The sequence below is a fragment of the Phormidium sp. FACHB-1136 genome (assembly GCF_014697375.1).
Taxonomy (GTDB): domain Bacteria; phylum Cyanobacteriota; class Cyanobacteriia; order Phormidesmidales; family Phormidesmidaceae; genus Nodosilinea.
The window spans coordinates 12,148-27,081 of sequence record NZ_JACJRS010000019.1; the positions used below are offsets into that span (position 1 = coordinate 12,148).

General features: G+C 54.8%; 14 protein-coding genes. 9 read left to right on the top strand and 5 right to left on the bottom strand.

The features are described 5' to 3' along the window. Positions 1–16: 16 nt before the first annotated feature. Complete coding sequence (locus H6G62_RS07950; RefSeq protein ID WP_190493823.1) at positions 17–913, bottom strand: hypothetical protein; 897 nt, start codon at positions 911–913, stop codon at positions 17–19. A 299-nt stretch (positions 914–1,212) separates the two neighbouring features. Here H6G62_RS07950 and H6G62_RS07955 point away from each other — a divergent pair, with 299 nt between their 5' ends. After that, positions 1,213–1,713 carry a DUF2165 domain-containing protein gene (locus H6G62_RS07955; protein WP_190493824.1) on the top strand — a complete coding sequence of 167 codons (501 nt, stop codon included), beginning with the start codon at positions 1,213–1,215 and terminating at the stop codon, positions 1,711–1,713. On the opposite strand, the gene recA is transcribed toward H6G62_RS07955, so the two are convergent. Next, positions 1,710–2,783 carry a recombinase RecA gene (gene recA / locus H6G62_RS07960; RefSeq protein ID WP_190493826.1) on the bottom strand — a complete coding sequence of 358 codons (1,074 nt, stop codon included), beginning with the start codon at positions 2,781–2,783 and terminating at the stop codon, positions 1,710–1,712. The two genes, H6G62_RS07955 and recA, sit on opposite strands and share 4 nt — an antisense overlap. A 176-nt stretch (positions 2,784–2,959) precedes the next feature. Here recA and H6G62_RS07965 point away from each other — a divergent pair, with 176 nt between their 5' ends. Then, a complete protein-coding gene (locus tag H6G62_RS07965; protein ID WP_190493828.1) occupies positions 2,960–3,139 on the top strand; it encodes a hypothetical protein in 180 nt (59 codons plus the stop codon). Next, positions 3,126–3,356, top strand: a complete 231-nt coding sequence (locus H6G62_RS07970; protein ID WP_190493830.1) for a hypothetical protein — start codon at positions 3,126–3,128, stop codon at positions 3,354–3,356. The genes H6G62_RS07965 and H6G62_RS07970 overlap by 14 nt, the downstream gene beginning before the upstream one ends. A 96-nt stretch (positions 3,357–3,452) precedes the next feature. On the opposite strand, the gene H6G62_RS07975 is transcribed toward H6G62_RS07970, so the two are convergent. Continuing rightward, a complete protein-coding gene (locus tag H6G62_RS07975; RefSeq protein WP_242051882.1) occupies positions 3,453–5,225 on the bottom strand; it encodes an ABC transporter ATP-binding protein in 1,773 nt (590 codons plus the stop codon). A 200-nt stretch (positions 5,226–5,425) separates the two neighbouring features. On the opposite strand from H6G62_RS07975, the gene H6G62_RS07980 reads away from it, so the two are divergent. After that, on the top strand, positions 5,426–6,301 hold the full coding sequence (locus H6G62_RS07980; protein ID WP_190493832.1) for an EamA family transporter: 876 nt from the start codon (positions 5,426–5,428) through the stop codon (positions 6,299–6,301). A gap of 50 nt (positions 6,302–6,351) precedes the next feature. On the opposite strand, the gene dusB is transcribed toward H6G62_RS07980, so the two are convergent. Further along, complete coding sequence (dusB, locus tag H6G62_RS07985) at positions 6,352–7,413, bottom strand: tRNA dihydrouridine synthase DusB (protein WP_190493834.1); 1,062 nt, start codon at positions 7,411–7,413, stop codon at positions 6,352–6,354. Positions 7,414–7,487: 74 nt separating this feature from the next. Then, the gene (locus H6G62_RS07990) at positions 7,488–8,054 is read right to left on the bottom strand and encodes a Uma2 family endonuclease (RefSeq protein WP_190493835.1); all 567 of its coding nucleotides are present in this window, start codon (positions 8,052–8,054) and stop codon (positions 7,488–7,490) included. A gap of 149 nt (positions 8,055–8,203) precedes the next feature. Here H6G62_RS07990 and H6G62_RS07995 point away from each other — a divergent pair, with 149 nt between their 5' ends. From H6G62_RS07995 to H6G62_RS08015, 5 genes are all read left to right on the top strand, one after another. Beyond that, on the top strand, positions 8,204–8,881 hold the full coding sequence (locus H6G62_RS07995) for a class I SAM-dependent methyltransferase (RefSeq protein WP_190493837.1): 678 nt from the start codon (positions 8,204–8,206) through the stop codon (positions 8,879–8,881). A gap of 425 nt (positions 8,882–9,306) precedes the next feature. After that, positions 9,307–10,542 (top strand): geranylgeranyl reductase, encoded by a 1,236-nt coding sequence (chlP, locus tag H6G62_RS08000; protein ID WP_190493839.1) that lies wholly within the window; start codon positions 9,307–9,309, stop codon positions 10,540–10,542. Between the two features lie 245 nt (positions 10,543–10,787). Continuing rightward, entirely contained in the window at positions 10,788–13,667 is a 2,880-nt protein-coding gene (locus tag H6G62_RS08005) for a DNA methyltransferase (RefSeq protein ID WP_190493909.1), read from the top strand. 217 nt (positions 13,668–13,884) lie between these two features. Next, positions 13,885–14,262, top strand: coding sequence for an endonuclease domain-containing protein (locus tag H6G62_RS08010; RefSeq protein ID WP_190493841.1), 378 nt, complete (start codon positions 13,885–13,887; stop codon positions 14,260–14,262). Between the two features lie 175 nt (positions 14,263–14,437). Beyond that, positions 14,438–14,680 (top strand): DUF2283 domain-containing protein, encoded by a 243-nt coding sequence (locus H6G62_RS08015; protein ID WP_190493843.1) that lies wholly within the window; start codon positions 14,438–14,440, stop codon positions 14,678–14,680. Positions 14,681–14,934: the final 254 nt, after the last annotated feature.

The following is a 14,934-nucleotide window of genomic DNA, read 5'->3' on the forward strand; positions in this document are numbered from 1 at the left end:
CCTGACCCCTACTTGACTAGACTTCAACCCACGGAAAATCTTTCACCGTTGGGAATCGCTCTTTCATGCCCCAGAGAACTTTGGGATGCCTAAAACATTCATTAATATCAATTTCTGGTATTTCTGTCTCGCCCAGGGGATTCTTAATGAAGAAGGCATTATAGCCATAGCGATTGCAGCCTACTAATCGATATCCCCTACTTCGTGCAAGTTTGACGAAGGCAGGTAACGAAGCCCCACAGAAATTAGGCATACCGAGGGTCATCGGATATTCACGGGCATTAAAGGAGTCGCTGTAGGGAACGGTTAACGCCCTGTCTGGTCCCAGAATGTCTTGATATTCCACCACCACCACACGGGGGGAAATGCTATCAATGGCCTCCCAGATCCAGTAATCTACGCCATCCATATCGATAGAGAGCAGGTCGATTTCCCCTGCAAACCCGTGGGTAGTGATAATGTCATTGGCATTGTCACGGGTGATCCAAGCAGGCACAAAGGTGGGTGGATAGACATAGGTATGGGGATTTTTCTGGTAAAATTCAAGGCCACGTTTGATACCCGCCTCATTGCCATCTACCAGTAACCCATGCCATCCATGGTGAATGATTAAGTTGGCCGCGTTGCATTCTATGCCGTCCCCAGCACACATCTCCACCGCTTTCTTGCTAGTAGCGCCAATAATGGAGAAGATATAGAGCAGAATACCGTCTTCATCGGTTTGCGAAAAGGCTTTAAAACCCACTTGACTGAACTGGGGTAACGCTCGCCCGGATTCCTTCAATGCCTGATAGGTGAATTGAAGTTGAAGTTGTGACGCCGCATCTGGATACTCAATCGTTGCACCTCTCTGCAAAAGAGGGCTAATCAGGAAGTCTCGACCACGAATTGCCAGTTTCTTGAGTGCATTCATCGTCGTTTCTCCTCCGTAGGGGGTACGTTGGTGGTGGCGCAGGTTCAAGGCCTGGGCAAATCGGGGGTTCACGCTTGGCGGCTGGCTAACCCCTGACGGCTAACAGCCTGACCCAAGGGTACCGTACTGGCGCTTGAAGCGATGATAAACCCAGGGTGGGCTTTTATAGGGGTTCTAGCGCAATGTTCGGCAAAGCCCCTGAAACCCATGTCTGGCAATCTATTGGCAGATCGTTCACGGTTTCCATTTGCCGATGAGTCCGATACCCTGATGCGATGACGGGTTTCTTGAGGCAATCTATGGCAGTTCGGCTTTCCAAAATTGCTCTGGTGGCGTCCATTGGGCTGCTGGCGCTGATCATTGTGGTCAACAACACCACGGATTACAACACCAATTTTCAGTACGTGCACCACGTCCTGTCAATGGATACAATTTTTCCCGATAGCACCCTTACTTGGCGGGCCATTCGCACCCCGGCCCTTCAGCACGCAGCCTATGCGACGATCATTGCCACCGAGGCGACCATTGCCCTCCTTTGCTTGGTGGGGGCGGCTCGGTTGTGGCAACGCCTAACCCAACCCGGATCAGCCTTTAACCAAGCCAAGGCCATTGCCACCTACGGACTGACCCTGGCCTTTCTGTTTTGGTTTGTGGGCTTCATGGTGATTGGGGGGGAGTGGTATGCCATGTGGCAATCTCCCGATTGGAACGGCCAACCCCCCGCCTTTCGGTTTATTGGCTGTGTGGGCCTAGTGTTGATTTACCTCAGCCTCGCCGATGCTGATTTACCCGCTGCCTAGGGTGTGTCATCCATTAGAAGATCCTCCTCGATCTCCTCGTCGGGGTCTTCAATGGCGGTGGGGTTGCCGTTGATGGCCAGTTTCTCGCGCACCTGGGCTTCAACCTTGGTGGCAAAGGCGCTGTCCTCCAGCAGACGGGTGATGGTGTTGTCGCGCCCTTGGCCGATGTTGTCGCCCTCGTAGCTATACCAGGCTCCCTTGCGGGTGATCACCCCGGTTTGTTCGGCCAGATCGACCAAACAGCCCATGGTGGAAATGCCTTGGCCAAAGAGAATATCAAATTCGGCAATGCGGAAGGGGGGGGCAACCTTGTTTTTGGCTACCTTCACCTTGGCCCGAATCCCGTATTCTTCGGTGCCCTTTTTCAGGGTTTGGATGCGGCGAATATCCAGCCGCACGGAGGCATAGAACTTGAGCGCATTGCCGCCCGTGGTGGTTTCGGGGTTGCCGTAGGAAATGCCGATCTTCTGCCGCAGTTGGTTGAGGAAGATCACCGTACACTTCGATTTGCCGATGCTGCCCGTAATTTTCCGTAGGGCTTGGCTCATGAGGCGGGCCTGCAAACCGACGTGGGCATCGCCCATCTCCCCTTCAATTTCAGCCCGAGGCACCAGAGCCGCTACCGAGTCTACCACTACCACATCAATGGCCGAAGACCGCACCAGTTGATCCACCACCTCCAGGCCCATTTCCCCGGTATCCGGTTGGGAGACCAGGAGTTCGTCAATGTTGACCCCCAGCGCCTTGGCATAGACCGGGTCGAGGGCGTGCTCCGCATCCACAAAGGCCGCTACCCCACCAGATTTTTGAATTTCGGCAATGGCATGGAGGGCCACCGTGGTTTTCCCAGAACTTTCGGGGCCATAGATTTCAATCACCCGGCCCTTGGGTAAGCCACCCCCCAGGGCCAAATCTAGGGTGAGGGCTCCGGTGGGGATGGTCTCGATTTGCATCCGGCTGGCTTCGCCCAGACGCATGATGGAACCTTTACCAAAATTGCGCTCAATTTGATTGAGCACCATGGTGAGGGCTTTTTGCTTTTCGGAAACGTCGCTGTTTTTAGGGGCCATAGCTGCCTAAGGGGGTAACGGGTCACAGGGGGCGGGGCGGTGGCCAAAGCCAACCCCAAGGAACTCAATGAAGTGTAATTTCTCTTGGCCAAAAGCTCCATAGCTCAGCCCAACATCCAGGCCAAAGTACGGAGGCATTGCATTCAACAATGCTAGTATAGTACACTTGAACCAAATTGCAAGCCATTGTTGCTGGCTTTCCGGCCCTCGGTTTCCGTCCGCACCGCATCCGCACCGCGTTTGAACTGCAACAGTGTGGCCTGAAGCCCGATCTCGCTGGTGCGGGGGCCACATCTGCTCCTATCCTACTCCCTCCCTTTCGCCAATACGAGGTGAATTTCCATGGCGATCAGTAAGCTTACCCACGTTCTCACCTTCCCTGGATGGATTGCCGCCATCACCTACGAGGCGGGGCAGGGCTACCGCTGCTGGGTGGTCAATCCCGATTTTGTGGTTCTCAATGATGGCGAACGCTACCGAACCAGCGGCGAAGCGATCCAGGCAGGCCGCATTTTCATCCACTACTCCATGGGGGCCGAACCGGATCGAGGCAACCGGGGGGGAATGCCGTAGGGCAGAGAAAGCCGTAAGGTCACTTGTTATGGCAACGAATGAACTTCGGTCGATTGTTGTCTTCAGAGGAACCCTGCTCTGCCTTAGCCCATCATCCTAGCCCGCTTGCTCTGATTGAAAAGGGCTACTTTCTACCGCAAATTGTTGGGCATAGAACTGGGCGTAGCGGCTCTTTTGGGCCAGGAGTTCGCTGTGGGTGCCGGATTCAATGATTTGCCCTTTTTCGATGACTAAAATGCGGTCGGCTCGGCGCACGGTAGCCAGACGGTGGGCAATGATAAACACGGTACGATCCCGCATGATCCGCTCTAGGGCTTCTTGCACCAGGGCTTCCGATTCGGCATCGAGGGCGGAGGTGGCCTCATCCAAAATCAGGATGCGGGGGTTGAGCAGCACCGCACGGGCGATAGCGACCCGCTGCCGCTGACCGCCGGAGAGGTTCACCCCTCGTTCGCCCACCCAGGTATAGTAGCCCTGGGAAAACTGGCTGATGAAACCGTGGGCATTGGCAATGCGGGCGGCTTCCTCGACGGCTTGGATGTCAAACTCTTTTTGGCCAAAGGCAATGTTTTGGGCGATGGTGCCGGAAAATAGGGTGTTTTCCTGGGGCACAATGCCAATTTGGCGGCGTAGACTCCGCAAGGACACCGTGGCGATGTCTAACTCGTCAATTAAGACCTGACCCGATTGCGGATCGTAGAAGCGGGGTAGCAGGTTAACCAGGGTGGATTTCCCCGCACCGGAAGCGCCGACGAGGGCAATTTTTTCGCCCGGAAGGGCCACTAGGTCGAGGTTGCGCAGAATGGGTTCCGCTGGGTTGTAGCCAAAGGTGACGTTGCGATACTCGACCCGTCCCGTCACCGGGGGCATTTCGGTGGCGTTGGGCAGTTCGCGCACGGCGGGTTCAATGTCCAGCAGTTCCACAATGCGGTCTACGGAGGCTTCCCCCTGTTTAAATTCGCTGTAGTTGTGGATGAAGTGGTTGACGGGGTCGATCAGCATCAGGGCGGCGATCACGTAGCTGCCAAAGGACGCCCCCGTGAGGTTGCCCTGGGAAATTTGCCAGGTACCCATCAGCAAAATCATCACCACCACTAGGCCGTAGAGGAAGCCCACCACGGGATACTGCACCGCCTGGAGCCACGCGGCTCGGTACTTGGCTTGGCGGTTCTTTTCGGCCTCCTGGGTGAAGCGCTCGATTTCGTAGTCTTCGGCGGCAAAGGCGCGGACGAGGCGAATGCCGCTAAACACTTCCGTAACCAAGGAGGACAAATCCGACACCAGGTTTTGGCTGCGGCGGGAGGACTTCAGCATTTGGTTGCCAAACCAGCCCGCCAGCACCGCCAATAGGGGAATCAACACCATCGCCGTGAGGGTGAGCTGCCAGTTGAGGTAAACCATGTAGCCCACCACCACAATCAGTTGCAGCAGGGAGGGGATGAAGTCGTGGAACAGCTTTAGCACCACTTCCCCGATGCGGTCGATATCTTCCGTCAGGCGATAGGCCAAATCCCCCGTTTGGCTGCGCTCGAAGTAGGCCAGACTCAGGCTATGAATGTGGGTATAGACCTGTCGCCGCACCTTAAAGGCTACCTCCAACGCCGCCTTCGACATGAAGGAATCCTGGATGTATTGGCCCACCTTCTGCACCGCAAAGCCCGCCATGGTGATGGCAATCAGCCGCGACACCGCCTGCACATTCCCCGCCGCCAGCAGCGCCAAGACTTGGCCCGACAACCAGGCCAAAATCGGCCAATAGCCCACAAAAATCAGCGTCCCAAACATGGCCTTGGCAATGGTGGGCCACTGCTGCCGCACGTAGGGGGCGAGAATCCAATAGTTTGAGCCTTGGCGACGAGGGTGGGTCAACGGGAAAATACCTATGAGCAATTCTTCCCCAAGCTATCAGGTTTAGCGGCCCTGTGCAGGGCAGCGGTGTGACATTATCGCGGTGTGACATTATCAAAGGCGTTGAAAAGGCGCACGGGTTCAAGACATGTTAAGCATGGGGTATTCCTGACGGTTTGTTGGGCCGTTTTCCCGACCCTGGTTTCTCCTGGATTGTTCTAATGGCTTCCTCCCCAATGTCCGCTCGTGCCACGCTGATTGGGTTCACCGCCATTGTGATGTGGGCCACCCTGGCGCTGCTCACCCAACTCAGTGGCCCCATTCCGCCCTTTCAACTAACGGCGATGGCCTTTACCCTCGCCTTTGGGGTGGGGGGCATCCTGTGGTGGCGGGAGGGAGGATCCCCCTGGCGCTACCTAAAGCTGCCCGTTGCGGTGTGGGCGGTGGGGTTGTTTGGGCTCTTTGGCTATCACTTTTTCTACTTTTTGGCCCTGCGCCATGCCCCAGCGGTGGAAGCCAGCCTGATCGCCTACCTCTGGCCGCTGCTGATTGTGCTGATGTCAGCCTGGTTGCCGGGAGAGCGGCTGCGTTGGTTCCACGGGGTGGGAGCGATGTTGGGGTTCCTGGGGGCGGGGCTGCTGATCACCCAGGGGCAGGGGTTATCCCTGCGGGCGGAATACACCACGGGCTACCTGGCGGCCTTGGTCTGTGCCTTCACTTGGTCGAGCTATTCGGTGCTGTCGCGACATTTTGGGGCCATTCCTACCCAGGCGGTGGGAGGCTTTTGCGGCGTCACGGCCCTATTGGCCTGGATGTGTCATGGGCTGTTAGAAACCTCGGTGTGGCCCGTGGGGTGGCAATGGCTGGCGGTGTTGGCGCTGGGCCTTGGCCCGGTGGGGCTGGCCTTTTTTACCTGGGATTACGGGGTTAAACAGGGCAACCTGCGGACGTTGGGCACCCTCTCCTACCTAGCACCGCTGTTGTCTACCCTCTTGTTGGTGGTGGCGGGGCAAGCGGATCCCTCCTGGACGCTGCTGCTTGCCAGTGGCTTGATTGTCGGTGGTGCCCTCCTGGCCTCTGGGACGTTGAAACCCTGAAGGCTGCTGAAGTAGGTCTCCCCGTCTACCCCAATCTCAACCCCAATCCCCTAGCAATTGCTATTGAAGCAATCGCTATCGCATCGGAGTGCCGTTGTCTCTAGGGTTTGGATGGCTTGGTTGAGAAGGCGATCTCCCTCCTCCAAGGTCTTGATTTGGCAGAGCTGATCCCGCAGGGGCGCGGCTCCCTCAAAGCCCTTGACATACCAGGTCATGTGTTTGCGGGCTTGGTGGATGCCCTTTTGGCCCTTGTATTGCCACAGCAAATGCAGATGTTCCTGGGCGCAGCGTAGTCGTTCTAGGGGCGTGGGGGGCGGTGACGGGAGGCCCGTTTTCAAGAACCGATCAATTTCCCCTACCAAAAAGGGATAGCCCAGGGTGCCACGGGAACACATCACCCCATCGGCCCCGGTTTGTTCCAGGCAGCGCAGGGCCGACTCCACTGAGACAATATCTCCATTGGCAATCACCGGAATCGATAGGGCCGCTTTCACACGGGCGATCCAGTCCCAGCGGGCGGGGCCGTGGTAGCCCTGGCGACGGGTGCGTCCGTGGAGGGTCAGCATTTTAGCTCCGGCGGCTTCCATGCGACGGCCAAACTCCACGGCGTTGATGTCGTCATCGTCCCAGCCAATCCGGGTTTTGACGGTCACCGGAACCGCCACCGCCTCAACTACGGCATGGACAATCGCCTCCGCCACCTCCGGCTGACGCAACAGGGAAGACCCGCCTCCCTTTTTGGTGATTTTGTTGACCGGACAACCCATGTTGATATCGATGGTTTTGGCCCCCTCCGCCACCGCCATCCGCGCCGCTTCGGCCATAAAGTCGGGCCGACAGTCGAACAACTGAATGCTAATCGGCTGCTCTTCGGGGCCAATGTCCATAATTTTTTCTAGCTCCCGCGCATGGCACAGCCCCGACGCCTGCACCATCTCCGTGTAGAGCATCGACTCCGGCGCATAGCGGCGCACCAGTTCCCGAAAGGCCCGATCTGTCACCCCCGACAGCGGCGACTGCAACACCCGACTGTGGATGATCACATCGCCAATCACCAAGGGATCTTGCAAGTGGGACGGGATGATGGACGACGGTAGGGTGGGGGTTGGCATGGCTCAGGCGTGGGAAGGGGGTGGGTCGAGGCAGGTGGGCTGCGTTTCTTTAAGCCTAGAATTGGCGAAACCGCCTATTCTAGGGATAAAACATTCTCATAAAACAGGGCGATGGGGCAGGTAACGTCAACGCTGGCTAGGGTCACCGTGTCTCCCGCTTGATAAGCCGTGTAAAGCCACAGACGACCTTCCCCACGACGATAAATCTCAACGTTGATTTGCGTGGAGCTAATGAGGACGTACTCCTGCAAGCTGGGCAGCAGGCGGTATTCCCTAAACTTATCGCCTCGGTCGAGGTGCTCTGTCCCCGGAGGCAGCACCTCAACAATCAGTTTGGGGTATTGAATCGCGGTAACGGCGGTTTTGTCGCGCTCATCACAGCTCATCACCAGATCGGGATAGCGATAGATCGAAGGCGTAACGTTGACCTTGGCGTCGGCAATGTTGATGCGACAGCCTTGGGCGCGTACCTGGGGCCGCAGGGCTGTGAGCACGTTGATGGCAATATCGTTGTGGGGTAGGGTGCCCCCTGTCATCGCCACCACGTCGCCATTCACAAACTCATAGCGCACCTCCTGGCTAGGCTCCCAGGCGAGGTAAGCGTCAACGGTCATGGTTGGGGGCTGAGTGGCGACATGCATAGGGGAGAACCATGGGAAAATCGGGGGATGCCGGGGGCTAGACAGGTTGCGCTGTGGCTATTGTAGACCGCCCTTGGAGGCCGCTGTTGGGATCCCCTCCCCGTCGGAATGTGTCTACACTCAAGGAAACGTCTTTGCCCTGAGAAACCATGCTGCTTCAGCCGGAACAACGCACCAAACTCGACCCCTCCGACGACGCCTATTTTTACGATATGCCCCGGTTTGTCACCCATGTAGACGAGGGCTTTATTCAGCGGCTGACGGATCTCTATCGCCAGCGGTTAATCCCAAGCAGCCGCATTCTCGACCTGATGAGTAGCTGGGTATCTCACCTGCCGGAGGACGTGGCCTTTAGCTGGGTGGAAGGCCACGGCATGAACGCCGAAGAACTGGCCAAAAATCCTCGCCTCGATCACTTCTTTGTGCAAAACCTCAACGAAAATCCCCGCCTGCCCCTAGAGGATGAGTCCTTCGATGCGGTGCTGAATACGGTGTCGGTGCAGTACCTCCAGCAGCCGGAGGTGGTGTTTGAGGAAATCCATCGAGTGCTGAAGCCCGGTGGGGTGGCCATCGTCAGTTTTTCTAACCGGATGTTTTACCAAAAGGCGATTGCTGCGTGGCGCGATGGCAGCGAAGCCGACCGGGTGGCCTTGGTGAAGGGCTATTTCAACGCCATCCCCGGCTTTAGCGCCCCGGAGGTGGTCGCCTACGCCCCACCCCTGCCCGGAATTTTGCAAATGTTGGGCTTGGCCATGGCCGACCCCTTCTATGCCGTCATTGCCCGCCGCCTAGCAAATCCCGGTTCCCCCCTTTTTAAGGGGGGCTAGGGGGGATCGATCCCCTATATCGTCTACGTCAAGGACTTATGTGTACCCAGTAGCCCTGGCAAGGGGGGCTAGGGGGGATCACGGCTAGGAGCCAAGCCAAATCGCCACTTCCATCGATAAGTCGTCGGGTGGTGATGGCCAGAGCGCTGGGGTGTCGAATCGTGAAAATTGGTTAAGCGCCAGCAACAGCCCGCTGCTCCTCAACTCCCGCAGGCTTCTCAATGGATGTGATAGGACGTTTGCCGGGATCTCGCCCCTGTCAATAGAAAAGTCTCTGGCCAAGAAATAGATCCCTGCGCCATCCGGGTATCGCATTGTAAACGAGTGTTGCAATCTGGTTACAACCTCTCAGGTACGGCCTGATCCGCCCAAATTGGCGTGATAGGATGCCACTCGTAGCTTTTGCGATTTTGGGAGACACATCCTTGTCACTTCGGGTAGCAGTAGTAGGATCAGGTCCGGCAGGCTCCTCGGCTGCCGAGACCTTGGTAAAAGCAGGTATCGAAACCTATTTGTTTGAGCGCAAGTTAGACAACGCCAAGCCCTGCGGTGGGGCCATTCCCCTCTGCATGGTGGAGGAGTTTGACCTGCCCCCCAGCATCATCGACCGCCGGGTGCGGAAGATGAAGATGATCTCCCCCTCGAATATTGAAGTCAACATCGGCGACACGCTGAAGGATGACGAGTACATCGGCATGTGCCGCCGCGAGGTGATGGACGGCTTCATGCGGGATCGGGCCGCGAAGCTAGGGGCCAAGCTGATCAACGGCACCGTCTACGCCCTGGATATTCCTAAGTCCAGTAACCAACCCTACACCCTGCACTACACCGAACACCGGGAAGACGGTTTGGTGGGCGACAACAAGTCTCTACAAGTGGATCTAGTGATTGGGGCCGATGGGGCGAACTCCCGCGTGGCCAAGGCCATTGATGCTGGAGACTACAACTACGCCATCGCCTTCCAAGAGCGCATCCGTCTGCCCGAAGACAAAATGGCCTACTACGAAGACCTGGCGGAAATGTACGTCGGCAACGATGTCTCCCCCGACTTCTACGCCTGGGTGTTCCCCAAGTACGACCACGTTGCGGTCGGTACGGGCACCATGCGGGTGAACCAAGCCAAAATCAAGCAACTCCAGGCCGGAATCCGCGCCCGTGCGGCCAAGCGCTTGGAAGGTGGCGAAATCATCAAGGTGGAAGCCCACCCCATCCCTGAGCATCCCCGTCCTCGCCGCGTCGTCGGTCGGGTGGCCCTGGTGGGCGATGCCGCTGGTACCGTCACCAAGTCCTCCGGCGAAGGCATCTACTTTGCGGCCAAGTCGGCCCGGATGTGCGCCGAAACCATCGTGGAATTCTCCAACGGTGGTCAGCGTATCCCCACCGAAGATGACCTCAAGGTGTACCTGAAGCGCTGGGATCGGCAGTACGGCATGACCTACAAGGTGCTGGATCTGCTGCAAACGGTGTTCTACCGTTCCGACGCCACCCGCGAAGCCTTCGTGGAAATGTGCTCGGATATCGACGTGCAGAAGCTCACCTTCGACAGCTACCTCTACAAAACCGTGGTGCCTGCCAACCCCCTCGTGCAGATGAAAATCACCGCCAAAACCGTCGGTAGCCTGATTCGTGGCCACGCCCTCGCCCCCACCCGGAGCTGGTAGCCCCCTGGCGATGATCTAGCTTCGGCCCAGGCCATGTTGCCCAGTGACTCACACCACGGGCGGCTAGGGTTCATCGCGTTTAAGCGCCCCTCTTTCAGCTTGGAAGGGGGGCGTTTAGCGTTGCCTCTACGGTTGAATGGGGTTGGGAATTGGGGTCGTCCCATGCGGATTTGGTATGAGGTCATCGGGTCTCCTCTCAACAGGGGCACTAAGATGTGAGGATACGCCTGCCCCAGTCTGTGCCTATGTCCACCACCGCCGAACGTCTGCACACCTTTGTGAATTACGTTTCTGAATATCTGAAGGGAGACGAAAAGGGGGAAGCCCAGAGTTTCCTGAATCAATTTTTTCGCGCCTTTGGCCACGCCGGAGCCATCGAAGCCGGGGCCACCTACGAAGAACGCATCCACAAGGGCAGCAAGAAGGGCAAAACAGGCTTTGCCGACCTGGTGTGGAAGCCCCGTGTGCTGATTGAAATGAAGAAGCGGGGGGCCGACCTCAGCAAGCACTATTCCCAGGCGTTTGACTATTGGCAGCGGGCGGTGCCGAATCGGCCTCGCTATGTGATGCTGTGCAATTTTGATGAATTTTGGGTCTACGACTTCGATACCCAAATCGATACGCCCATCGATAGGGTGCCCCTGGCCCATCTGCCGGAACGGGTGGCCACCTTTGGCTTTATGGAGGTGCAGGAGCGGAAATCGGTCTTTGGCAACAACCAGGTGGTGGTGACGGAAAAGGCCGCCAAACGCATGGGCGAGCTATACCAAACCCTGCAAGAACGCCTGATGCACGTTCGCCGCATTGACCGACCAGAGGCGGCCCTGGTGGCCCAGCGGTTTGTGTTGCAGTGCGTGTTGGCCATGTTTGCCGAAGACCGCAACCTGTTGCCCAACAGTCTGTTTGTAGCCTGTGTGCAAGATTGTCTGCAAACGGGGGCCAGTTCCTACGATGTGCTGGGGGGGCTTTTTCGAGAGATGAATACCCCCGGCATTACCCCCGCCGGACGGTTTGAAGGGGTTGAGTATTTTAATGGTGGGCTGTTTCGCCACATCGACCCTATTGACCTCACCAAGCAAGAGCTAAAGCTGCTGGAAATTTCGGCCCTAGAGGACTGGAGCAAGGTACGCCCCGCTATTTTTGGCAGCATTTTTGAATCCGCCATCGACAGTAAAGAACGCCACGCCCACGGCATTCACTACACCTCCGAGGCGGACATCATGAAAATTGTGCGCCCCACCATTTCCCGCTATTGGGAAGACCGCATCGACCAAGCCAACACCATCGGCGAACTCAATGCCCTCCAGCTAGAACTCCAACAATATCGAGTGCTAGATCCGGCCTGTGGATCTGGCAACTTTCTCTACATTGCCTATCAAGAACTGAAACAAATTGAACAAGACCTGCTAGACAAAATTGCCGAACGTCGCCGCTCCCCTCGCGACCAAATTCAGATGGGTTTTGTGACGCCCCTACAATTCTTTGGCCTCGATAATAACCCCTTTGCCGTAGAATTGGCCCGCGTGACGCTGATGATTGCCCGCAAAGTCGCCATCGACCGCCTTGGCCTAACGGAAGCCAATTTGCCCCTAGATACCCTAGACGACAATATCCGCTGCCAAGATGCGCTGTTTACTGAATGGCCCAAGGCTGACGCGATTATTGGGAATCCGCCATTTTTGGGTGGAAAATATATGCGTATTGCTATGGGAGATGACTATATTGATCGCGTTCTTAAACATTTTCCAGAGGTCAAGGACTCCGTTGACTTCTGTTGCTACTGGTTTCGGCTAGCTCATGATCATATGTTTGAAGATGGCAGAGCTGGCCTCGTAGGTACTAATTCTATAAGCCAGGGTAAGAGCCGAATAGCATCCTTAGACTACATAACTCAAAATAGTGGATTTATACATGAAGCCGTATCTACGCAAGACTGGTCAGGAGAAGCAAACGTTGATGTAAGTATAGTTAACTGGACAAAGAAAACACCCGCCTTACTTTATCTAGACAACTGTCTAGTGACTAAAATTAACTCGTCTTTAACATCTACAGCAGATATTTCAAACACTCAGAAAATATCATCAAATCTAAATTATTGCTTTCAAGGAATTACGCCAATTGGCAAAGGATTTATCCTAAGCAGAGAAGATCATGGAAAATTTCTAAATAAAAATTCAGTTTATGGCGATATTATAAAGCCCTTTTCAACTGGTGAAAATTTAACCAAAAATGCTCTGTGTATACCTGATAGATTTATCATTGATTTTAGGGATATGGCAATTGAAGATGCTATGAGTTATTTGGATGTCTTAGCTCATTTGGAGAAAACGGTTAAACCCGTCAGAGAGAAGAATAGAAGGAAGTCATATCAGGAAAATTGGTGGAGGCACGGAGAGGGTAGGCCAGCTTTAAGAGAGAAGTTAGACAAAATTGCATATTATTTTGCTGTCCCAGAGACTTCAAAATGGGCAGCATTTATTCCATGTTCTTCAAAGTGGCTACCTGGTAATGCAGTGCGAGCAGTCACATCTGATGATTTTTATATATTTGGAATTTTGGCATCAAAGATTCATCGTTTTTGGGTCAGCGCTCAAAGCTCTACTCTAGAAGATAGAACTAGATATACTCACCAGACCTGCTTTGAAACCTTCCCCTTTCCCCAAACCCCCAGCCCCGCCATTGTGCAAAAAATCCGCGACAAAGCCCTAGAACTGCACCAATACCGCAGCCAACAGATGGAGCAAAAACAATGGGGCATCACCAAACTCTACAACGCCTACTTTGATGAACCCGCCAGCCAGCTCTATAAGCTCCACAAACAACTCGATGCCCTCGTCCTCCAAGCCTACAGCTTCAGCCCAGACGACGACCTCCTCGAAAAACTCCTAACCCTCAACCTCGCCCTCGCCGCCCAAGAACAAAACGGCCAACCCGTCATCGGCCCCTGGGATCCGACCACTCCACACCCCCCTTCCCAAGGGGGCCGGGGGGGATCTAATCTCAGCCGCAGTGGAGATCCCCCTAAATCCCCCTTAGAAAGGGGGACTTTGAAAGGGAATCCTTCTTCCCAAAAGGGAACGCTAAATAAACACCCCCCTTCCCAAGGGGGGCCAGGGGGGATCTAATCTCAGCCGCAGTAGAGATCCCCCTAAATCCCCCTTAAAAAGGGGGACTTTGAGTAAACCCCCCCCTTCCCAAGGGGGGCCGGGGGGGATCCAATCTCAGCCGCAGTGGAGATCCCCCTAAATCCCCCTTAAAAAGGGGGACTTTGAGGAAACACCCCCCTTCCCAAGGGGGGCCGGGGGGGATCCAATCCTTAACGAGTAAAGATGAGTATTAGCAATGACCAGACTTAGCAGCAGTGAATTTCATCTACCCTACAACCCTGCCCTAGTGGAGAGGGCCAAGCAACTTCGTAAAAACATGACCCCAGCCGAGAAAAAACTATGGTATCAATACTTACGAGACTTCAAGTATCGTGTTTTAAGGCAGCGCCCCATCAATCAATTTATTGTTGATTTCTACTGTGCCCATCTGAGATTAGTCATCGAAGTTGATGGAGACAGTCATTTTAGTGACAACGCACAAGCTTACGATAGTGACAGAAGCCGAGTTCTAGAAGGTTATGGATTAAACGTCTTGAGGTTTACAAATGAACAAGTCTTACAGGATTTTGAGGCTGTGTGCGCCTCAATCGCTATTCTCGCAGAAAAATCGTGATTCCATAAAAATCGAGGAGTTTGAAATTAGCTTACTCAGCGAACCCATACTCGCTGAAGAATGGCTTACCCCTGAAGAGGATGAAGCATGGAAACATTTGTAAAAGGAAGCATGGCCATTTTTCCTTTTTGATCACGATTCTGAGGCATTAAAGTCGGATAAATTTGATAGCCATATGTCCCTGACTAATTACCAAGAAGTCCAGACCTACCTTAAATTTCTACCCCTTTTACAAGACTTACCCAAACAACCTTTTTTCATTGTTTATGATGCTGAAGCAGATGTACTTTATATCGACTTCAACAATCCCCCTCAATCCGCCGACGATAGCGAACTTACCGACGACGACATTGTAATTCGCTACGACGAAACCGAGGCCATCATTGGGTTAACCATTCTCAACGCTAGCCAGCGCTAATCGTGAAGATAATCACACAGGCTGTCATCAAGTCAAGAACGTTGCCGCCATTCTATAAATTTTTCAAGAAAGACGCGATCTTTTTCAGGAGATCATCTCTGAAGCCTTAGAAGACATGGCCTTAGTGAAAGCCATTGACGAAGGAAAAGACTCTGAGCCCGTCAGCCGAGAAACTATCTTTGCGATTCTGGAGCCGACAGAGTGAACATCGAATTTCGTAAAACCTTTGAAAAAGACCTTAGAAAAATCGAAGT